This window comes from Flavobacterium amniphilum (assembly GCF_023634845.1).
Taxonomy (GTDB): domain Bacteria; phylum Bacteroidota; class Bacteroidia; order Flavobacteriales; family Flavobacteriaceae; genus Flavobacterium; species Flavobacterium amniphilum.
This window is the reverse complement of the sequence record NZ_JAMLJL010000014.1, coordinates 1-19,787: the sequence shown is the minus strand read 5'-3', so window position 1 is coordinate 19,787 and position 19,787 is coordinate 1. Positions and strand designations below refer to the sequence as shown.

Genomic DNA, 19,787 nt, shown 5'->3' with positions numbered 1-19,787 from the left:
ATGGAGCAATTAGATGATTTGATAGAAAGACTGGGGAGCGACAAATTTTGTGCTGTCACAGTTACGGACAGACAGAGTGAAAAACCGATCTATAGAAACCTGACCCATGAGCAGATAAAGGATGAATACGGAACACCCGAAAGCTTTTTTGAAAAACTCTACAGCGAGGGTTATACCAAACTGACCATTCAGGAGAAACGAAAAAACGGGGTGAATGCCTTTAAGATTGAGGGAGAGCCTTTCGATGTCACTTTTGGAGAAACAGGCAATAAATCAAAAACTAACGAATCAGAACAGATGCAGACCGCTAAAAAGAAGAAGAAAAAAAAGAAAAAAAGCGGACTGATGGGGCTTGGAATCGCCGAGATTTTTGATTTGAAACTGCAAGCGCACGACAGAGGCGAACTGGCTCGCAAGCTTGAAGAATCCGAGAGGGAAAACAGGGAACTCAAAGCCAAAAATGACCAGCTCAACGAGGAGAAGTTACAGAAGAAGTACACCAAGGAGAGCAACGACAGTTTGAATAACATGCTTTTGGGTGTGGTCAAGCAAGCACCGCTTATCTTAAAAGGACTGGGTTTTAACGTGCCTGTTGAATCATCAGGTTTGGCAATGGCTTCGGGGGAGGATTTGGAAAATGAAAACTATTCAGATGCCAAAAAAGCATTTTTGGACATCATCAAAACTCTTGATGATGATACCATAACCCTGCTTTCGGTCATTTATCAGAAAATCAACGAGAAAAGCGAAAACAATGTTTTCTCACAGGAATTGTTCGGGTTATTACAAAAACATCAAATGCTAGTATAAAATGGGAATATTGAATATAAAAACAAAGGAAAGCAACCCTTTCAAAGTGCAGAAAAAGACAAAACTGGTTCAGGAACTGGCGGATTTGGATAACGAGGTTTTGGAAAAACTGGTGGAGCTGAAAAAATCCAAAAAAGCCATTGCAATGGTAAACGACCCCCAGAGCTGGCAGACAATTAAGGAGTTCATAATGTAGAGAAGTTGGAGTACCCTGCCCGTGCGCTCCATTTGCGGGCGGGAGAAACAATGATAAAGTATAGCTGTAAGACCATTGCTCCTAAAGATGAAATTGAAAAAGTGAAATGAAATCGGGAGCAATACTACAGCCAATAAACGACTATGAAAAGACAAGGTTTACATAATCCCGCAGTACTCACCGCTGTTGCTTCAACGGACGCAGGACAGAAAGCAATTGCCAATACACTGGAAAATGCAAATGCAGGGGTAAATGCCACCGCTTCAATAGTGAAAGGCGTTTTGAAAACAGCCCTGTTTGTAGGAATTGGAGTTTTTGCCTACACAAAGATTTTTAACGGCTTTTCACCGCTTAAAGAAAACAAAAGGGACAAGCCGAGTAATATATCAACAGGCATGGCAAAGAACAAGGCAGAGGCTATTTATAGTGCGATGTATGGAATGGGAAACGGTTTTAAGTCAGTAAAGCAAAACCTTATGGGAGTTAATCCCAATGGGTTTGTGAGGATTCATAATGAATTTGGACAGCGCAAAGGCATCAACCCGTTATCAAAAAAAATGACTTTGCTTGAATGGTTTGCTGACCAGTTCAGCCAAAACGAACTGATGGAATTACGCTTTTTAATCCCCAACTTTTTTTAATCATGGAAAGTTCAAAAATACTGCCTATCTCGGTAGGAGTTGCGGGATTCACAATACTGCTTTTTTCTATAGCACAGGCAAACAAGACAAGGAAAGGCAAAGCCTATCAGGACGGGAACTTAACAGCCCAGAGTATTAACGCCAAAGATATTGCCACCACGCTTTACAATGCAATGAAACAAGCCAATTTCACCAATACCGAAAAGCGCAAGACCATTCTGACGACCTTAACTGGAATCAATGAAGCCCAGTTTTCATGGATAGTCAAAGCCTTTGGAAAGCGGTATTACAACAGGTTAACGGGCAATACCTATTTCGCACTATGGCAGACCCCAGTAAAGCACCCTTTGAAAGTGTGGCTCAAGGAAGAGTTAAGCGATAGCGATTATCAATTATTAAAATCAAATTATCCAAAATATTTATAGCAATGACCACAGAAGATAAATTATGGATTGGAGGCGGTATCGCCCTTGCCGTGGGAGGTGGTATTTATTATTTCGTACAGAAAAGCAAAGATAAACAGGCGTTGCAGGAGGCAGAATTGGAGTATGCTCCCGATGAAATGCAAACCAGTGGAAGTAATACAGTACCCATAAAAACACCACCGCTGTCAACCACTCCGATAATCCCTGTTAAGACAGTTCCCGAACAGCCAGTTAGGGAGGCGGATTCGTTCCGATACAGCGTAGGTCAACAAGTCATGGCAACGGGATTTAACGGGACAAAGACCTATGATGCGCGAAAAATGGCAGACGGGAACTATACCAGTGAGGGCATTAGAAAAGCCACTTTTAAAAAAGGCGACCGAATTGGAAGGATTGTCTGGGTAGGGAGAAAACCCGACGGAACATACCGCTATGTAGCCCAAAGAAACGGTGCTTTTATGAATGACATTTACTGGATTCCCGACCACAGCGTCATAAAGCCAGTGGGTAAGATATTGCCGAGAGTTCCTGCCGTATCAACCACATCGGACATTGACAAATCCAAACTGCTTAAAAAAGGAAGCAAGGGCATGGAAGTAAGAACATTGCAGAAGCTACTTAAAATCAAGGCGGACGGTGATTTTGGAAGAAATACGGAAAATGCCCTTTTCACCCAAAAGGGAGTTAAACAAATCAGATTAAAAGACTGGAGATAATGAATAAAAGCACAGCAGTATGGATTGGTTTAGGGGTATTGGGCGTAATTGTTGTCGCTTCAATGGATAAAGGAGAAAGCCCGAAACCCGAAGTAAACCCTAAGAGTAAACCAAGCGTTGAACCCAAAAAAGTAGTATTATGACCTTACCTATTTTCCTTTTAGATAATGCAGTTTCATTAGTTACAAACCTTGTCAAGTATGATATAACCACTCCTTTACGTGTAGTTCATTTCATTGCGCAACTGCACCACGAAAGCGGTGGATTTAAGGCAAACGTAGAGAAAATATCGTATCAGAAAGCACAGGAAAAATACCAAAACCACAAGTATTTGGGAAACAGATTACCAGGAGACGGGTATCGTTTCAGGGGTCGTGGGCTTACCCAATTAACTGGCAGGGGCAACTACGAGAAATTTACGAAATATTCGGGGATTGACATTGTGAGCAATCCTGATTTGGCAAGCCGAATTGATATTTCGATACAGATTGCCTGCTGGTATTGGACAAAAGGGAGCGCATGGGGCAACCTGAATAAGTATGCGGACAAAAACGACATCGTTACCATTACCAAGGGCATTAACGGAGGACTCACAGGACTTGAAGACAGAAAAAAACAATATGCGTTTTACAAACAGTTTGACCTGTTTGCGATATTAAAAAAAAAAGCGATTCCGAGACCAAGCAAAAAGACAAATAAACCTGTTTTTAGCTTCTACAACCCTTTTACTCGGATGCTCGATTTTGGTTTTAAAATTAAATAAAGGATAAAGATATGCCACCGATAGAAATCATATTAAACTACTTTTTAGGTTCGACAACACTGGTTTCCATATACATTGCTTGGAGGTCAAGAAATTCGGAAATAAAGAAAACGGAAGCTTCGGCACTGGAAGCCATAGATTCGATTTATACTAAAATGTCAATTGTGACGGATAAGAAGTTTGAAGAAATGCAACGGATTATAGATGAAAACACCATTGAAATCAAAAACCTCAAAGAGCAGTTGCAGGAATATCAAAAGAGATGTGCAGGCTGTTTAAATAGCAAGGGTAATGAAAAAACAGGCACTTAATAAAATAATTGAAGCAGTCGGGGTCTATTACGGAATCGATTTGTTTCAGGTGATAGAGGCTTCCGAACTATTGCTTTTTAAAATAAAAAACCACTTTAAAAAATCCAAAATATGAAAAAATCAATCACATATTTAGTCCTTTTAACTGCCTTTTTTGGATTGCTTGCAGGCTGTTCTTCAGCTAGAAAATTAAAACAGGAAAACACCATTGTCAAAAACGAGGTTCAGAAAAACGACAGTATAAAAAATACCGTAATCAATCAGGCAATCGACGATAAACTCATAACCCCGATTGTGCAGAGTAAAACAGGAAATGCGGTTTTTGACAGTTTGGTAAATGCCAAGGTTGATGAAATATTATCCAAGCTTAATACATCAAAGAACTCTGGAGACAACAGTTATAAACTCATTTATGACAGGCTTACCAAACAGTTGGAGTTTTACGCCAAGATTGCCCAGACTAAAAACGAAAATACGGCGGTAAAAAACGAAAAAGCAAAGACAATTATACAGGTTAAAAAAATACCTGTGGTGGTAGAAAAACCACTCTCAAAACTGGAGAAATTTTTCATCGGATTGGGGATTTTGGCTGTGGTTTATATCGGTTTTAAAGTAATTGGATTTATCCGAAAAAAAACAAGTGTATGGGGTTAAGGGCAAAACATATCGTAATGGCAGGGGCAGTATTGGGAGCAGGGATTTTGTGGTATAGCACCAAAGTAAACAAGTGGAAAGAAACAATGAAAAAACTAAAAGCAGTACCGACAGGGATAAGGAATTTCGATATTAATTTCAAGCGTTTGCGATTCAATTTAGATGTAACGCTCTATAATCCGACTACGAGCAGTTTCAGTCCCGACGGTGTTATTGCGGTAGTGAAAAGAATCATCCTGAAAGATAAGACTGCCAAAAGGATAGCCACCATAACGGTAAACAAGTCTTTTGTCTCCATTCCCGCCAAAGGCAAATTCGTGTTAAAGGATCTGATAGTAGAAATCCCTATACTGGAGAATCTTTCCAACTGGCAAAGTCTTTCACAAATAACAGGAGTAAAAGACATTCAGACCGAAACGGTTTTAGGTGTTTTGGGTAAAGAATATTCAATAATCAAATAGAGCAAAATGGATTTAGTTACAGTATTTAATGGTCTTGATGGTCAAATGGTTAAACGCTCTGCTTTGAAATCACTACTGGCAAGAGCCAAAAAACATGAGCATAGACTTATGGCAAACCGAATCCAAAAGGTTTTGGATGAGAATAAAGATTTATATTTTGATATTGAGATAAAGGATTTTATAGAACCTGCGGGACTTTCGGGAGCAGAGCAAAGAATCATACTGCCGACTTTGGAATATATCTCGGAACAAGATAACGAGGGTTTAAACGGGGTTGCGCAGGATGATATTTACAGCTATATCACGGATTTGATTATCAATACCATTGAGAAAGTCGGGCATTTGCCTTGGCAAAAGGATTGGGTCGGTTCTGGAGCTGACGGTGCAGCCAAAAACTATATGAGCAAGAAAGAATACACAGGGGCAAATTTTCTTTTGAATTTCGATGTAAAATTTGATGAAAATGGAAAACCCTATTTAGTACCGATTAAATTCATACAGCCGTATTATTTAACCTTCAATCAGATTAAGGAAACAGGCGCAAGTTTAAGGGAGGGTAGCAAGGCAAGACGTGTGATTTATTACACGATGATTTTCAGTTTTGATAACGGGACTTTGCAGTTTAAAACCACCGACAGGGAAAAGTTTACCGAGTTTGTAAAAACCAACGGACTAACCAAAGAGGATTTAAAGGAGCATCTTGTTAAAATTCCAGTAATTAAATATTACAATGTTTTCAGGGCGGACGATTGCACAGGATTAAAATTCCCTGAACCTACTGGCAATAAAAATGTGAATCCCATTGAACAGGCGCAAAGTTTAATTGACGGATATAAAGACCCACCAACTTACACTTTTGTCGGAGATAAAGCCTATTATCAGCCCTCAACCGATAAACTTAATATGCCCAATATTAAGGCTTTCAAAAAGGAAGCTTCGTATTACTGTACTTATTTCCATGAACTAACACACTCCACAGGAGCTAAAAAGAGATTGGACAGGGATATGAGCGGAACTTTTGGGAGCAAGTCGTATGCCTTTGAGGAACTCATTGCAGAACTCGGAGCGGTTTTTATGTGTAGTGAATCAGGAATATTATTCCAGACCAAAGAGAACTCGGCAAAGTACCTGAAAAGTTGGAACAAGGTTTTAGTGAATGAACTGGAGAACGACAACCGTTTTTTTCTTAAAGCTTCGGCACAATCACAAAAGGCGGTCAATTACATATTAGGTAGAAATACTGAAAGTGAAGAAGTAGAAACACCTAAAGAAAGCCCTAAGAAAGTTGCAACAAAAAGACCAGGAAAGAAAAAGGTAAAAACCAAAGTAGTCAAAGGTAAAAAAGTAGGGCTTTCGGCATCATTAGGGGTAACAATTGATGTACGTAAAAATATGCAAGAGAGCAAAAAAAGAACTGTGCCGGTTGTTGTAAAAAGCCCCATCACAGAAAACAAAAAAATGATTGCTTCAGGGCAGAATAAAAGTCTTAATGAATTGGAAAAGTTGGGCTTTGTTTCGGCGGGTTCTGCCCCGCAAGAGGCGAAAGATGTTTTTGTATTGGGCGGAGAGATTGGGAAGTTTCTGCAAAAACAACAACCCCATAAAGCACTTATCCTGATAAAAGGAAACAAGCACAGTTCAAAATCACAACTCGCCATGCAGATTGCCAATGCCTTTGGAGAACAACAAACCCCAGTTGCTTATATCGATTATGAGCAGGGCGGAATTGAAAGCAAGGACACGGTTGACAGCATCAACCGAAATACATCGGAAGCAGGCAGGAAATATATCGCCATTAAAGGCTATTTGGAAAACCCTTTTGAGGAATTACAAGGATTCTGCAAGGTGGTTAAAGTAATCATTGCCGATTCGGTTACGGATTTGAAAATCACAGCTGACCAGCTCAATTACTTGCGCACTAAGTACCCGAAAATTATTTGGTGTTTCATATCACAGGTAAAGGAAAACGGAGCAATGTACGGAGGTAATAAAATGGCGCACAATCCGACATCGGTAATTCATTGCTCCTCGCATCCCGACCCGAAAGAGCGGTTTGCCACACTGGAGAAAAACAGAGGAAACGACCTCACTTTAAAATACTCGATGTACTACCAAAAAGTAGTAAATCAACACAAAAAAGAAAAATTATCATTTAAAGTCAAATAACTAAAATCAGAAATCATGGTAGCAAAAAAAGCAAAATCAAAAGGAAAAAAAAGAATCTCGGCTAAAAAGCTTTGTAGCGGAGTTATTAAGCGTGAGGGAGTAAAAAGAGACGGAACGCTGAAAAAGGGGTATCGCTACGTCAAAGGTGGCAGAGTGGTAAAAGCGAAAACAAAGAAATAGTTTTTGATTTGGTTGATTGGGAAAGCCGTGTTGCAGAAATGTAATACGGTTTTTGCTTTTTAAATCATAAGTTTTTATTTGTTAAATTCATATCTTCGTAAATTGTAAAATATGAACACTAATACTATGAATCCATTAGACAAAATTTTAAACTGGTACATTTCCAATCCAATCCAAATACAAGAGGAATTGGCTTTTTTAACAGGACATTTTCACATTGACGAAACTATTGATTTTGAATTTACACTTGATGAAAAAGTTGAAAAATTCAAAAGCTATTTAGATTCTACTTCAATTAATAATCAAGAAATAATCCGTAGAACTTTATTCATAACAAGGTTAATCAAATTTTCACTTTCTGGTCGTGATACTGAGGAAGGTTGGATGAAAACTTATGATAGACATCTTGCAATTAAAAATATTAAAATTAAAGAAAATGGTTCAACTCAAATTTTAGATAATTTTTTTGAAACTTATGAAGAAAGAAAGAAAGTTTGGATAGAAACAAGCAATTCGTGGAATGAATTTAATAAAAATGAATTAACCGATGAATTAATTTCAAATTGGTATTTTTCCAATATCGTAGCGGGTTAATTTAGTAAGTTCAAAGAAGGATAAAAAAGCGTGCTTTAAGCACGCTTGAAATATTTTTAAAATACTCTTGAATTAGTTTTTTCACAACTTCAAATAGTTCTAAGTTTATTGCATTTCATCCCACTCACATTTTCGGGTTAGTTTTAAATTTCCATCACCATAACCTTTGTATGTTTGTTCAGAACCACAACCAGCCCCACAACTTCCTAAAATTTTTATTGTTTTATCTGCTTCATTAATAACATATTCTCCTCTATGGGTATTAATGAAATTTTTAACATCAACTACTTTAGATTTTCCATAGCCAGCAGTTTTTTCAAATAGATTTTTTTCTTTGCCACTTTTTCTGTCATAAATATAAAATCCATTGTTTAAGGCATAAATTTTTATTTCTTTTTCCTTGTCAAAATTGAAATCCTCAAAGCTTACAACATCACCTGCTGATTTTAAAGTCGAAAAGTCAATATCAACATTATACACAAAAGGTTTTATACTCCCATCTTTTGTAATTTGGATAATTCCAGAAAAATCTCCTTTACCTTTTAAAATGCTGATTGTGAATTCTTCAATTCTTTCATTTTTAATTACTGCCTTGAAATTTTTTGGAGTTTGCGAATAAATAAAGTTTGTTAATAATAAAATTACCCCTGTCTTTAAGATTTGTTTTTTCATAGTTTGTTTATATTTTACTTTTATATGTTTTTAGAATTTTATTTTCGGATATTTTTGATATGGGAAAAGGTAGTAGTTTTTTTGTTTAAAATGGAACGTCAGAATCTTCCAAATCATCATTTAATGAACCAAATGGATTTTGATTTATTTCGTTATCTACTAATACATTAAAAAAATCTTTAAGAATATCTTCTACTAATTTTGGTTCATTCTCAATTTCACTTTGAATTGGTTTATAAGGAATACTTCCTAATGGGGTAAATTTTAAATTTATTGAATCGTCGGTTTGTGACCAACCTCCATACAAATATTTGACTCCTGCTTTTAAAACAACATCGTTTTTTAATATAAATGTTCCTGAATAATCGGGTTGATTTTGTTTAGTTTTATTTAGTTTTTTTGAAAGAGAGAAACTCAAAGTATCTTTGATCTCTATTGTGCTATTTCTTGGAATTATATTTTCTATTCTGTTATTTCTTGAAATTATATTTTCTACTCTTTCATCAAAATAAATATTTAAGACTGTTTTATAACTGTCTCTTTCAATTATTATTAAATTTAATTGTTCTAATTTATTGAAAACTGACCAAGTAGATTGACAGTAAAAATCGTTTTTAAAAATATTTTGTTTAATGTTTTTTAAAGTTTTATTAGCAATGATTTTTTCATAAATTTCAAATTCATTTTGATTCAATTTCTCCCAATTCTTTTCATAAAATGATTTATTGAATATGCTTAATCTATTGTTTATTTGATTTTGCTTTTCATCATTTATTTTTTTTTGCTCTTCTTTTTGTATTTGCTCACAGTTTTCACATAAAACATTCCAAAAATCTCCTTTAAGTTTTCCTCTTGTTTCAATTTTTTCAAAATATTCTATTCGACATCTTTCACAAATTTTAGATTTGAAATATGAGGAATGATTTTTTGCTAATTCAGTAATTTTAAAACTTGTTAAGTTATATTCTTTCGATAAATTATTTACTTTATGGATAAATTCTCCGTTTTCATTCAACCAATATTTATCCAAAATTTCTCTTGATATTGCATCAATATCTTCTGATATATTTAAGTGATTTTCTCCCATATCTAAGTTGTATTTTTTTCTTTTCACTAACTCTTATAACACTCACAAATATATATTATGTTTCTTTAATAAAATTCGTAATATACCAGTAAAACAATATTCATCATTATAAGGGCTATGTAAATTAAGTTCATTGTGTTCACATTATTTTTATATACTAAATTTTCAGCAGTTTTTTTGCCTTCAAAAATCAGGAGAATGATTAATGAGAAAAAGGGTATGGATTCCATTTTTTTTTGCGCGAATTTACCTACTTTATAATTATCAGTCAATCCCTAAATTAGTGTATTTTTCTTCTCACCAAATTTGGTGATGCGCTTAAAAATAAGGGGTTAGAGAAATTTTAATTAAAATTTTTTGATTTTTTTTGTAGTATAATTCTTTATATTTGACCCATAAAAAAAAACACTTGGAGTCAAAACATAAAATATATACTATACAAAAAGGAGACACATTACAGAGTGTTGCCAAGCAATTGAATTTAACTACTGAAGAGATAAGAGCATATCATAATATTTATTGTGAACTTCCTGATTTGATTGGTTATGATTTTTCAAATAACCTAAAAACACTTATTCTTTCTCAGACCCCTATAGAAGATAAAGAAAATGTTTCTAAACGGTCAGCACCTAATTTTATACAACTAAAATCAATACTCAAAAAAATAAATTATGGGGTGATGTTTACTGTTACTACGGGTGATGAAGTTACAACGATGCATTACGAAGTAAGTGTACAATGTGTGGATAAACAGCCAAGTGAACACCATTTATTTGAAATAAACAGAGCTTCCAAAATTTTTATAAATCATGTTGAGGCTGATACCATAATCAACGAACTTGCAGAAAAAGTATCCGAATCATTATATCCACTTGTCCTTGTGGTCAATAAAAATGGAAGATGGGAAGAGGTTTATAATACCGCTGAAATAAAAAAACGATGGGCAAACCATAAGCAAAAAATATTAGACGAATACCAAGGAAGGGAAATTGAAAATTATTTAGCAGTTTTTGAGCAAAGTATCGATAATAAAAGCAGTTTAAATGAAAGCTTGCAAAAGGATTGGTTTCTAAATGCTTTTTTTAGTGGCATCTATATGAAGCACAATGAAGAATTGACCTCTGAATCTACTGTTGATTTTCCACTACTCGTAAATTCTAACCCGTTAAGATATTCCATTAACCAAACCATCGATAAATATTTAGATGAAAGTAACAATATATGTCTTAGTAGGGATGGAATTTTGAAAGATGACAGATGTAAAGCGGATTTTGAGAATGAGTTAAGTTTTTCCAATTATGATAGTCAAATGGGGCTGGAACTTGAAAAGGCAACGGGTAATTTTAAGGCTAACTATTTTTTAAACCCTAACAATAATACCATCAAGACTATGTTAATGGAATGTGATGTTAAGTTAGACGTTCCTAAAAAACTGGAAATTGTAATTGCAGTTATTAATGATAACGAAATGCAGGAGAACAGACCAATAGAAATGATTGCGCCTGCAAAGAAAAAAAGCTGGTTCTTTTAATAATATAACCCTATAAGCAATGAGTGAGAAGCACGTGGTTGTACAAGGTGCAACCGTAAAATGTAAATTTAGCGTTGAACCTAAAACAGATGTTTTAAAGGTAAAGACACAAACAAAGGTTTACGCCAACGATAAAGAGGGCAAAGAAAAACTTGTTGCGAGTGATAAAGACATAGGGCAAACGCTTGAAAAAAATACTTTTGGTAAATGCAAAAAGCAACCCAATGGAAGTGGTGATTATTTGCCCTGCAAGGCGGTTATTACAAAATGGAGTGGTACTTATGAAAAAATAACGTTGTCAAATCAAGGCAAAGCATTGCTTGAAGACAGTAAAGCAACCTGTCCAATGGGTGCGCCTGATTGCATAACGATAGATAAACACGGGCAAAAAACAGAAGCAGGAAAACAAAATATTAAAAATGCAAATCCCGAAATTCACAATCAAATAAATCCAATGGTAAATATTACCGATTTACAGAAAAAAAAGTATTCATTCGAGGGTATAGAACGGGCGCAAGCACAATCACAATCACAAGGATAGTCTATTATTCTTAATAATTATAAGTATGGCAAGAGGAATAGCAAAAATTAAATGGTCAGGAACTGGAGAAGTAATACCGAGGTTGTCTGTGCCTAATGAAAAATTAACGATTAAAGCAGACCAATTTGTTTATTTTACGGTAGCTGAATGGTTTAAGGACACCACTCCTACTGATAAAACAAGTAGAAGATTTTGGACGTTTCACGCCCATGATAAAAAAATAGTGTTATTGCAACAGGTACTGGCACACGACAAAATATTTGGGGTAAAAATTGCCAAAAAGTTTTGTGGTCCTTACTGCTATTACCTGCAAGCCAACCTATCTGAAAACAGGGAGTTTATAAAAACAGGTTTAAGTATAAGCGGTTACTGTCCGCCACGAATAACCACAAGTAAATGGTGTCTTAGCAACGATGGCGAAGATGTGCGTAATTCGCACATTTTTTCGTACGGAAATATCATTTATCTAACTGTAAATACTGAGGGGCTTAACGGTTATAAAAATCTTATTGTAGAAGTGTACAGACAGTATGGTGGCTCGTCAACAAGCGATGATATACCAGTTGCAGTAATCACAAGAGTAGCTGTTACCAATGGCGAAATTGATTTAGAAATTAATAATACTTCATCTTGGTACACTAAAATTAGAAACAGGCAAGATATTGAGCAGTTTTATATAAAAGTAAAAGACCCTGCAACAAATAAATATATCCTAAACGATAGAAATGAAACCGCGCATGCCGAGTTTTTAAGAATTAAAAACAAGCTTCAACCTCAGTTTCCTAAACCTCCCGAAAATCTTACCCCGCTCAAAGTAGGTGAAGCAGAAGCCAGTTATAAAAAATATCATTTGTGTAAGTTTCCCAAAATAGTTATTTATGAGGATAATGATCCTGTAACCATATTTGACGAGGGAAAATTTAACCGACAAATAGACGGCAAGGAGCGATTTGCCGTAACCAAAAAAATCAATTACGATTTCGACAAATACAATATTCGCCCAGATGCAAAATCGGTAATAGACGAAATAACCACTTTTTTACTGGAATCACCGTATTTGCCAGTAGAGATTGGGTCGCATACTGATTGCAGGGGAAGCCATGACTATAATATTAAATTATCATTAAAGAGGGCGCAGACCATTGTTGACCATTTGATTGAAAAAGGCATCGACCCTGATAGGATTTCGGCAAAAGGTTATGGAAAAACGGCACTTATACATCATGGTGAAGATATAAGCGAGGCACTTCACGAGCAAAACCGCAGAACTACCTTATTATTTAAAGTATATGGCAACAACGCACAGCCTATAACTGTCGATATTATTACGCCCACGTATTCACACGCCAAGAAATTAAAAATAAATGTACCTAAGCAGTCTTTTGATTCCTGTTTCAAGGAGCATAAGGAAAAGCACAGTATAAGAAAGACTGTATTTGAGCATACACAGCATTCTGTAAACAAGAAAACGGTTTATAACGCTGAAATTATTGAACACCCAGTTTTCTCTGTTATTGGTTCAGATTTTAAAACAAACTATTTAAACTATCTTGCCAAATACCTGAATCCTTTTTCAGACAAAACAACGTCCTATTTTGACATCACAAACGATTATTATTTTCATATTAATTCGTGTGCGTATTATTCCGATAAGAGCAAACCCACACTACACATAAAAGCTTTTCCTGATGTGGTTTGGATTGGACATTTTCAATACAATTATAAAGATGCTGGAGATTACTTTTTTCATAAAAAAGCAGTAGCTTTAAAAAATGGAATTACAGAAGAAATAAAGGAGTTAACTGATAGTACTGTTTTTAAAATAATGAAAGTATTGCCAAGCACTTGGATAAACGAATATGTGCTTTTTCCTTATGTAGAAAAACAGGCAAAAGATTTCTCAATTGGTATGCACGCTTTTTATGACCGAAAACTTGAAAAAAAGAATGAAGAACTAAGTCTTACAGGAACGCAGGTCGATTTTATAAAAGAAAATAAATATACCCGCTACCTTGTGGCACTTGCAATTTATGAAATGGTTGCTGTAGGTATTATCATTGACTTATTAATGTTATACTTGACAAAAGGCAGGAACATACCAGGTAAACTTAAAAAAGTAGCAAAACTTGCCAAAAAAGCAAAACAATTATCTAAATATCTTGACGATTCAGGTGTGGAAATTGTACCGCCTGCCATTGCCATGAACGCAGGGATGTATTATAAAATGCAACCTGACAGCAGACTGGCACTTATTTTTGAAGCCAATATAAAATGCTCCCCTTTGGTTGCGGTAAACTTCGAGAAAAGTTTTGACCTTATTGAAGATTATCTTAAAAAAGAAAGTGAAAATCCGCCTAAAGATGAAGAAGAAAAGAAATTGAGGGAAAATAAAAAAGTGGTTGCCACGGCTCTTGAAACAATTGGAGTCAGAAAAATAGGGGGAAGTATAACAGTTAAAGGAGATATAGAATTTGAACAGAATGTCAAGTACAATTTCTTGACTAAGACATATAATATTATTGATACTGCTGAGAATTATGTTAATAATAAATTAGCGGTGTCAATAATTAGTAAAACAATAAAAGCAGAAGTGACCATTGAGGCAAAGTATGAAAAAACTTTTGCTAAATTTAAGGCTTATGAAACTAAGTTAGAGGGAGGTGTTGTACTTAAACTTAATGGTTTAGCAATATTAGTTAATCAATATGGTATTGACCCTAAAAAAGGTCTGTTCATGGAACAATATCTTGTTTTTTCGGGAATCAAAGGAAAGTATTTAGCTTATGCAGAAGTAAAAACAAAATCTGGGTTCAAAATAGGTACTTCTGAGAAAGAAGCTAAACCTGTACCGTTTATTTTAATAGATCCTTCAAAAAAAGTACTAATGCGGATTTATTTTTTTAATATTAAGCCTTAAATTAAATTTATCATGAAACTTAAACTTATAGCAATAGGAATATTCATTTCCTTAAATTCATGTTCACAAAAAAAAGAAATAAAAATGATACAAAACCCTGATATTACGGCAAATAACATTGTAGATAAAATATATGCCGAAGTAAAAACTTATACAGATTATACAAGATATTATTTAGACGTCAAACAAGGCTGGTGTCAATCTGAAATTTTTGTGAATGATATACCTGTATATCAAGATTATAGTAATGGCGGGCATACAGGTGTAAGTATAAATCATGTGATTTTAAAAAGTGGTTTGCAAAAAGTGAACTACAAGTTATATCCTGTTGGTGAATACGAAGGTGAAAATTATCCAACTTTTATCAATGAAACCGAAATGGAAGTTACAGCAGAATGGCAGGATTTTTACAAACACGAAAAACAGGGAGAATCAGGTGTTCATATTGCACCAATGAGCAAGCCTGCAAATTCTATGGTAGAACCAGTCTCATTACTTTCAGGTAAAAAATATTATGAGGGTAGTTTTACTTTTAATGCAGTAGTCCCTTACGAATTAAAAGGCTGGAGTGAGAGTCAAGATTTAAGAAAATTAGACCCAAAAGATTTAGAAAAAAGAGTTTTGGCAGAATTTGAAAAAAATAAAAGTATATATCAAAGTAAGAATTTAGATGCCATTGCAAAAATTGAGTTTGATAATATGAGAAATCAATACGTTTCAGAATATGCAACAAGAAAAGATATTCAACGAGGTTGGGACGAAACAGTGAATGTTGTAAAAAGTCCTGAATTTGAGATGCAACCTATTAAAGACTATAAAATGGTATTTTATGCAGAGGGAAGATTAGTTGGATTGGTTAGTACTTCAAATGATAAGAATTTAAAAGATAAGTCGGTTTTAGTTTGCCATTATAAGGATAAAGATGGTGATTTAAGTGGTTTTGTTTTTAGCTGTTTTCTACATATTCCAAAAGGAAAAACGGAATTAGAAGTTGTGAGGTAGTAATAATGTGATTAGAAAATATGAACAGTTGTTTTAATTAACTATTTTTACTTATTAGGAGGGAGAATCGGAATTTAAAAATAAAAAAAATGGGGATATTTGATTTTATAAAAAACGAATTTATTGAGGTCATTGAATGGGTTGACCAATCCAACGACACAATTATATGGAAATTCACTGACCAAGGCAACAAAATAATGAATGGGGCAAAGCTAACAGTGAGAGAATCTCAAAATGTGGTTTTAATGAATGAGGGAGAGTTTGGTGATTTATACTTACCAGGTTTGCACACACTTTCAACAAGTAATATGCCCGTAACGACTTCACTGGAATCTTGGAAGTATCTTTTCGATTCACCATTTAAAGTTGATATTTATTTTATAAGTACAAAACAATTTACCAATTTAAAATGGGGAACTTCGGGAGCAATTCTTTTGCGGGATGAAGAATTTGGACAAGTACGATTAAAATCATTTGGTAATTTTAGTATTAGCATCATAGATAGTAAAAAATTTATTAAAGAATTTTCAGGAACTAAACCATATATTAAAGTTGATGATGTTGAAGGTCAATTGAAAGCAGTAATAGCCAGTAAATTTGCAGAAGGAATTGCGCAAGCTAGCATCCCCGTTTTAGATTTAGCGACCAATTATACTGAAATAGGGGATAAATTAATGCCTGTTTTTCAACAGGAATTTGATACTTGGGGGATTCAACTCGAAAAATTTTATATTGAGAGTATAATGCTTCCTGAAGAAGTCGAAAAAATATTGGATAAAAAGACAAACCTCAATATTTTAAAAAACAATTTGAATGAGTTTAACCAGTTTCAAGCAGGAATATCCATAGAAAAAATATCTGAAAACCCAAGTACAGGAGATAGTGCAGGAATTGGAGCAGGAATCTTATTAAATAATTTAATGGGGCAAAATATTCAAAATCAACAGGAAAATACTTTGTCAAAGGAATCAAGTAGTTCGCAACAAATTGAGTTGTTAAAACAACTTGGTGAATTAAAACAAGCAGGAATCTTAACCGAAGAAGAATTTAATATTAAAAAACAGGAAATATTATCAAAATTGTAAATGCAAAATTTTTTAGAATATCCATGTCCAAATTGTAGTGCAGAACTTAACTTTGACCCAATTGTTAAAGATTTAAAGTGTAATCATTGTAATTCTGTTATTCCAATTGAAAAAAAGTTGGAAACCATAAAGGAAAAAGATATTTCAGGTTTTTTATCCACTTTGGTCAATCCTAGAAAAGATATTGAAATAATTTTATATGCTTGCTCGAAATGTGGTAAAGAAAATGAAATAAAAGAAAACACCCCCTCCTTTGAGTGTATAAATTGTGGGAATAATGTAGTGAATTCAACTGCTTTTCAATTGCAACCCATCAACCCAAGCGGTTTAATCCCGTTTAGTATTTCAAAAAATGAGATTCAAGCACTTTTTCAAAATTGGGTGAATAAAGGGTTTTGGACATCAGATGATTTTAGAAAAATTAGTGTTTTAGATAATTTAAGAGGTATTTATGTTCCTTTTTGGACATTTGATGCTCAAACAGAAACACAATGGAGTGGTCAAGCTGGCGAGTATTATTACAAAACCGAAACCTATACTGATAGTGAGGGAAATTCAAAAGAGGAAAAAGTACAGCACACTAGATGGCATTATAGAAGTGGTCATTACAGTAAATTTTTCAATGATATTTTAATCTGTGGCAGTGATGAAATTTCTCATTCAGAAGTCAGCAAAATTTTCCCATTCAATTTGGATGAGCTTGTACCGTTCGACTACAAATATCTTACAGGTTGGGAATCTGATACCTATTCCCCTGAAATAAAAAAATGTTATGATTTATCAAAAAGCATTATTAATGAAAAAATTTATAGAGAATGTGGTAATCTTTGTAAAATAGATACTTATACAGATTTGTCTTTAGTAACTGCATTTGAAAACGAATCATATAAACATATTTTACTTCCTGTATGGATTTGTACTTATGTTTATAAAAATAAAAAATATAATTTTTCGATTAATGGTCAAAATGGGAAAATTGACGGTAATAAACCAATTTCTTCAACAAAAGTCGGTCTTGTAATTCTTTTGGTAGTTGTATTATTAGTCGCCATTCTTTTTTTACTGTAAAAACAAAATAGACTAGATAAAAAGATTTTTCAATTTGTTGTACTTATGTTGTACTTATGAAATTTAATTTTTTAAAATACCAATAAAATAAAGGGGTTTCACTTGCTATTTATCTAAACCGCTGTTACATGCCGTAATTGTACTTCCCAAATTAACCAATCAAATTTACTCCAGTTTTGAGTTTTGATTTTCTTTAGCCCCAACACTCATAAGATACTCAACTATATCATTATTTTCTCCGTCTTTGGCCGCATCTAATGGCGACATTCCATTTTTTCCAATTTCATTAACGTCAACACCTTCTTCAACTAATCTTTTAACTTGATCAATGTGACCGTAGTAACACATTTCAAGCAATTCCCATATTTTATCTTCTTTTTCCAAAACTAATTTTATTTGAGTTATTTTCCGGGCGAGTTGTCATTCAGCAGTTTCCAATTATGGCATATAACCTCCCGCGGCTTGGCGCAGTAGCGGCAAGTTAAGGATAAATGTAATAAGAAATTTTGATGTTCAGCGTATTTTCCAAGAAAGCCAAAACCAGCTATGGCGCGAAACCGCTGTTAGCGGCTGGGCGTTATTCTATGTTTACAAACTTATTTGGATTTTGTCTCGCATACTTTTCTATTAAATCCATTGTTTTATCATGCTTGTCATAAAATATTCCATCAAGATCATCAAACTCAATTAAATCATCATAGAGTTTTGAAAAATCTTCTTGAGTTTTCCCAGAATCAAACTTCTCTTTGTTTTCCATATAAAGTTTATCAGCTTGGTCAACCAGGTTAAGCATATCTCTATCTCCAATCAATTCTAATCCTTTTATGATTGCCGGCAAATACTTTCGCTTTCCATTCCAGTAGAATTGTATAAATCCTCCATTTGTAACTTCTCCATCAAGATACCAAAAGAAATATAAAGCTTTCTGTCCAGGTGATAGTCGTTTTGATAATCCAATTTCATCATTTGCGCCAAGATTTATTGGTTCAAGAATTGCCCAGCCGAAATCCCAAGAACTTAGTGAATCAAATTCTGATTTAGCAAAATTTGGTTTCAAGTGATTTTCTTCTTCAAAAATCTCGTAATTATTAGTCATATTTCTTTTTTGCAGTTTTGTTTAGCCTTGCCACTAACGTTAGCTCGCTAACCGCGGTGCGGAATAGCGGAGAAAGTTCTCTCGGCTGCTTGGAACGAATATATGAAAAATAGGCGAGCGGCAACCCAAAACCAGCACTGGCGATTAGCGAGGGTTAGCGGCTGTTGCTGTTTTTTATTTTTCTACACTTGTTTCCCAACCATCATAATCCCCATTATATTTTAATGCGGTTCTCCAAAGATATAATACATATTCATTTACTTCTGACTCTGTAACTTTATCTTTTCGCACTAATTCAAGTTGGTACGGAAATTCACCATCAATTTTATTTGAAAGAACCAGTTTGAAATTTTTTGACTGGACTTCTTTGAAATAATTATGTTGATCAGATTTTGATTTAAAGTAAATCCAATGAAAAACATCCCGCTCTATTTCAAAATTATTACCAGCATTTTTTAGTGCATTTATAGTTTTGCGATTCGCCTCAATTTCAACAAGTTTTCCTTTTTCCAAATCTTGCTGCTGAGAATTACCACATGAAGTAAGGCCCAAAATTGAACAGATAATAGATATAAGTTTTTTCATTAAATAGTTGAATTTATTGGATTTTGAATGGAATAGACGCTAACATCGCGCCGGCTTTAAGAAGTTGGGAATTTTTGTCCCAACTCATTCCGTTAAGACTGAAGCCAAATATACGAAAAGATGTTCCATTATTCACTAAACCCCCAATTTCTTAAAACCGCGGTAACTGTTGCACAACTACTATTTTTTCAAAATAACTCCAAAAAACATTTTATAAAACCTCTTTTTAAAGCCATTTAAAGGAGGTTTTTTTTTACCTTACTGCTACAATTTCAAAATTGGAATG

24 protein-coding genes are annotated in these 19,787 nt (G+C 34.3%); 19 read left to right on the top strand and 5 right to left on the bottom strand.

Translation table 11 applies throughout. The annotated features are described in order from the left end of the window. The 13 genes from NAT51_RS14850 (at position 1) to NAT51_RS14790 (ending at position 7,917) form a co-directional block, all read left to right on the top strand. On the top strand, positions 1-810 hold the full coding sequence (locus NAT51_RS14850) for a hypothetical protein (protein ID WP_250599997.1): 810 nt from the start codon (positions 1-3) through the stop codon (positions 808-810). 10 nt (positions 811-820) lie between these two features. After that, positions 821-1,006 carry a hypothetical protein gene (locus tag NAT51_RS14845; RefSeq protein WP_250599995.1) on the top strand — a complete coding sequence of 62 codons (186 nt, stop codon included), beginning with the start codon at positions 821-823 and terminating at the stop codon, positions 1,004-1,006. Between the two features lie 143 nt (positions 1,007-1,149). After that, on the top strand, positions 1,150-1,647 hold the full coding sequence (locus NAT51_RS14840) for a hypothetical protein (protein ID WP_250599993.1): 498 nt from the start codon (positions 1,150-1,152) through the stop codon (positions 1,645-1,647). 2 nt (positions 1,648-1,649) lie between these two features. After that, positions 1,650-2,072, top strand: a complete 423-nt coding sequence (locus NAT51_RS14835) for a hypothetical protein (RefSeq protein WP_250599992.1) — start codon at positions 1,650-1,652, stop codon at positions 2,070-2,072. Positions 2,073-2,074: 2 nt separating this feature from the next. After that, positions 2,075-2,788, top strand: coding sequence for a hypothetical protein (locus NAT51_RS14830; protein ID WP_250599990.1), 714 nt, complete (start codon positions 2,075-2,077; stop codon positions 2,786-2,788). Next, a complete protein-coding gene (locus NAT51_RS14825; RefSeq protein WP_250599988.1) occupies positions 2,788-2,931 on the top strand; it encodes a hypothetical protein in 144 nt (47 codons plus the stop codon). The genes NAT51_RS14830 and NAT51_RS14825 overlap by 1 nt, the downstream gene beginning before the upstream one ends. Then, a complete protein-coding gene (locus tag NAT51_RS14820) occupies positions 2,928-3,551 on the top strand; it encodes a glycoside hydrolase family 19 protein (protein ID WP_250599986.1) in 624 nt (207 codons plus the stop codon). Before NAT51_RS14825 ends, NAT51_RS14820 begins: the two co-directional genes overlap by 4 nt. 11 nt (positions 3,552-3,562) lie before the next feature. After that, entirely contained in the window at positions 3,563-3,862 is a 300-nt protein-coding gene (locus tag NAT51_RS14815; RefSeq protein ID WP_250599984.1) for a hypothetical protein, read from the top strand. A gap of 111 nt (positions 3,863-3,973) precedes the next feature. Further along, a complete protein-coding gene (locus NAT51_RS14810; RefSeq protein WP_250599982.1) occupies positions 3,974-4,516 on the top strand; it encodes a hypothetical protein in 543 nt (180 codons plus the stop codon). Continuing rightward, positions 4,507-4,977, top strand: coding sequence for a hypothetical protein (locus NAT51_RS14805; RefSeq protein ID WP_250599980.1), 471 nt, complete (start codon positions 4,507-4,509; stop codon positions 4,975-4,977). The genes NAT51_RS14810 and NAT51_RS14805 overlap by 10 nt, the downstream gene beginning before the upstream one ends. Positions 4,978-4,983: 6 nt before the next feature. Next, a complete protein-coding gene (locus tag NAT51_RS14800) occupies positions 4,984-7,143 on the top strand; it encodes an ArdC family protein (RefSeq protein WP_250599978.1) in 2,160 nt (719 codons plus the stop codon). Between the two features lie 15 nt (positions 7,144-7,158). Then, positions 7,159-7,323 carry a hypothetical protein gene (locus NAT51_RS14795; protein ID WP_250599976.1) on the top strand — a complete coding sequence of 55 codons (165 nt, stop codon included), beginning with the start codon at positions 7,159-7,161 and terminating at the stop codon, positions 7,321-7,323. Positions 7,324-7,449: 126 nt separating this feature from the next. Then, on the top strand, positions 7,450-7,917 hold the full coding sequence (locus NAT51_RS14790; protein WP_250599974.1) for a hypothetical protein: 468 nt from the start codon (positions 7,450-7,452) through the stop codon (positions 7,915-7,917). A 105-nt stretch (positions 7,918-8,022) separates the two neighbouring features. Here NAT51_RS14790 and NAT51_RS14785 read toward each other — a convergent pair whose 3' ends face one another. Further along, positions 8,023-8,589 (bottom strand): hypothetical protein, encoded by a 567-nt coding sequence (locus tag NAT51_RS14785; RefSeq protein ID WP_250599972.1) that lies wholly within the window; start codon positions 8,587-8,589, stop codon positions 8,023-8,025. Between the two features lie 85 nt (positions 8,590-8,674). Then, entirely contained in the window at positions 8,675-9,676 is a 1,002-nt protein-coding gene (locus NAT51_RS14780) for a hypothetical protein (RefSeq protein WP_250599970.1), read from the bottom strand. 409 nt (positions 9,677-10,085) lie between these two features. Here NAT51_RS14780 and NAT51_RS14775 point away from each other — a divergent pair, with 409 nt between their 5' ends. The 6 genes from NAT51_RS14775 to NAT51_RS14750 all read left to right on the top strand — a co-directional run bounded on the left by NAT51_RS14775 (position 10,086) and on the right by NAT51_RS14750 (position 17,820). Next, a complete protein-coding gene (locus tag NAT51_RS14775) occupies positions 10,086-11,207 on the top strand; it encodes a LysM peptidoglycan-binding domain-containing protein (protein ID WP_250599968.1) in 1,122 nt (373 codons plus the stop codon). A gap of 19 nt (positions 11,208-11,226) precedes the next feature. After that, a complete protein-coding gene (locus tag NAT51_RS14770; RefSeq protein WP_250599966.1) occupies positions 11,227-11,748 on the top strand; it encodes a DUF4280 domain-containing protein in 522 nt (173 codons plus the stop codon). 25 nt (positions 11,749-11,773) lie between these two features. Continuing rightward, a complete protein-coding gene (locus tag NAT51_RS14765) occupies positions 11,774-14,665 on the top strand; it encodes an OmpA family protein (RefSeq protein WP_250599964.1) in 2,892 nt (963 codons plus the stop codon). Between the two features lie 12 nt (positions 14,666-14,677). Continuing rightward, positions 14,678-15,667, top strand: coding sequence for a hypothetical protein (locus NAT51_RS14760; RefSeq protein ID WP_250599962.1), 990 nt, complete (start codon positions 14,678-14,680; stop codon positions 15,665-15,667). Between the two features lie 89 nt (positions 15,668-15,756). After that, the gene (locus NAT51_RS14755; RefSeq protein ID WP_250599960.1) at positions 15,757-16,752 is read left to right on the top strand and encodes an SPFH domain-containing protein; all 996 of its coding nucleotides are present in this window, start codon (positions 15,757-15,759) and stop codon (positions 16,750-16,752) included. Further along, on the top strand, positions 16,753-17,820 hold the full coding sequence (locus NAT51_RS14750; protein WP_250599958.1) for a hypothetical protein: 1,068 nt from the start codon (positions 16,753-16,755) through the stop codon (positions 17,818-17,820). 165 nt (positions 17,821-17,985) lie between these two features. Here NAT51_RS14750 and NAT51_RS14745 read toward each other — a convergent pair whose 3' ends face one another. The 3 genes from NAT51_RS14745 to NAT51_RS14735 form a co-directional block, all read right to left on the bottom strand. Beyond that, complete coding sequence (locus NAT51_RS14745; protein WP_250599956.1) at positions 17,986-18,204, bottom strand: ankyrin repeat domain-containing protein; 219 nt, start codon at positions 18,202-18,204, stop codon at positions 17,986-17,988. A gap of 193 nt (positions 18,205-18,397) precedes the next feature. Further along, on the bottom strand, positions 18,398-18,916 hold the full coding sequence (locus NAT51_RS14740; RefSeq protein WP_250599954.1) for a DMP19 family protein: 519 nt from the start codon (positions 18,914-18,916) through the stop codon (positions 18,398-18,400). A 174-nt stretch (positions 18,917-19,090) separates the two neighbouring features. Next, positions 19,091-19,501, bottom strand: coding sequence for a ribonuclease E inhibitor RraB (locus tag NAT51_RS14735; RefSeq protein ID WP_250599952.1), 411 nt, complete (start codon positions 19,499-19,501; stop codon positions 19,091-19,093). Positions 19,502-19,787: the final 286 nt, after the last annotated feature.

Bases quoted from the DNA above. Each gene is read 5' to 3' on its own strand.
- NAT51_RS14850 (WP_250599997.1), top strand. From the start codon at position 1: ATGGAGCAATTAGATGATTTGATAGAAAGACTGGGGAGCGACAAATTT.
- NAT51_RS14840 (WP_250599993.1), top strand. From the start codon at position 1,150: ATGAAAAGACAAGGTTTACATAATCCCGCAGTACTCACCGCTGTTGCT.
- NAT51_RS14835 (WP_250599992.1), top strand. From the start codon at position 1,650: ATGGAAAGTTCAAAAATACTGCCTATCTCGGTAGGAGTTGCGGGATTC.
- NAT51_RS14830 (WP_250599990.1), top strand. From the start codon at position 2,075: ATGACCACAGAAGATAAATTATGGATTGGAGGCGGTATCGCCCTTGCC.
- NAT51_RS14825 (WP_250599988.1), top strand. From the start codon at position 2,788: ATGAATAAAAGCACAGCAGTATGGATTGGTTTAGGGGTATTGGGCGTA.
- NAT51_RS14820 (WP_250599986.1), top strand. From the start codon at position 2,928: ATGACCTTACCTATTTTCCTTTTAGATAATGCAGTTTCATTAGTTACA.
- NAT51_RS14815 (WP_250599984.1), top strand. From the start codon at position 3,563: ATGCCACCGATAGAAATCATATTAAACTACTTTTTAGGTTCGACAACA.
- NAT51_RS14810 (WP_250599982.1), top strand. From the start codon at position 3,974: ATGAAAAAATCAATCACATATTTAGTCCTTTTAACTGCCTTTTTTGGA.
- NAT51_RS14805 (WP_250599980.1), top strand. From the start codon at position 4,507: ATGGGGTTAAGGGCAAAACATATCGTAATGGCAGGGGCAGTATTGGGA.
- NAT51_RS14800 (WP_250599978.1), top strand. From the start codon at position 4,984: ATGGATTTAGTTACAGTATTTAATGGTCTTGATGGTCAAATGGTTAAA.
- NAT51_RS14795 (WP_250599976.1), top strand. From the start codon at position 7,159: ATGGTAGCAAAAAAAGCAAAATCAAAAGGAAAAAAAAGAATCTCGGCT.
- NAT51_RS14790 (WP_250599974.1), top strand. From the start codon at position 7,450: ATGAATCCATTAGACAAAATTTTAAACTGGTACATTTCCAATCCAATC.
- NAT51_RS14785 (WP_250599972.1), bottom strand. From the start codon at position 8,589: ATGAAAAAACAAATCTTAAAGACAGGGGTAATTTTATTATTAACAAAC.
- NAT51_RS14780 (WP_250599970.1), bottom strand. From the start codon at position 9,676: ATGGGAGAAAATCACTTAAATATATCAGAAGATATTGATGCAATATCA.
- NAT51_RS14770 (WP_250599966.1), top strand. From the start codon at position 11,227: ATGAGTGAGAAGCACGTGGTTGTACAAGGTGCAACCGTAAAATGTAAA.
- NAT51_RS14765 (WP_250599964.1), top strand. From the start codon at position 11,774: ATGGCAAGAGGAATAGCAAAAATTAAATGGTCAGGAACTGGAGAAGTA.
- NAT51_RS14760 (WP_250599962.1), top strand. From the start codon at position 14,678: ATGAAACTTAAACTTATAGCAATAGGAATATTCATTTCCTTAAATTCA.
- NAT51_RS14755 (WP_250599960.1), top strand. From the start codon at position 15,757: ATGGGGATATTTGATTTTATAAAAAACGAATTTATTGAGGTCATTGAA.
- NAT51_RS14750 (WP_250599958.1), top strand. From the start codon at position 16,753: ATGCAAAATTTTTTAGAATATCCATGTCCAAATTGTAGTGCAGAACTT.
- NAT51_RS14740 (WP_250599954.1), bottom strand. From the start codon at position 18,916: ATGACTAATAATTACGAGATTTTTGAAGAAGAAAATCACTTGAAACCA.
- NAT51_RS14735 (WP_250599952.1), bottom strand. From the start codon at position 19,501: ATGAAAAAACTTATATCTATTATCTGTTCAATTTTGGGCCTTACTTCA.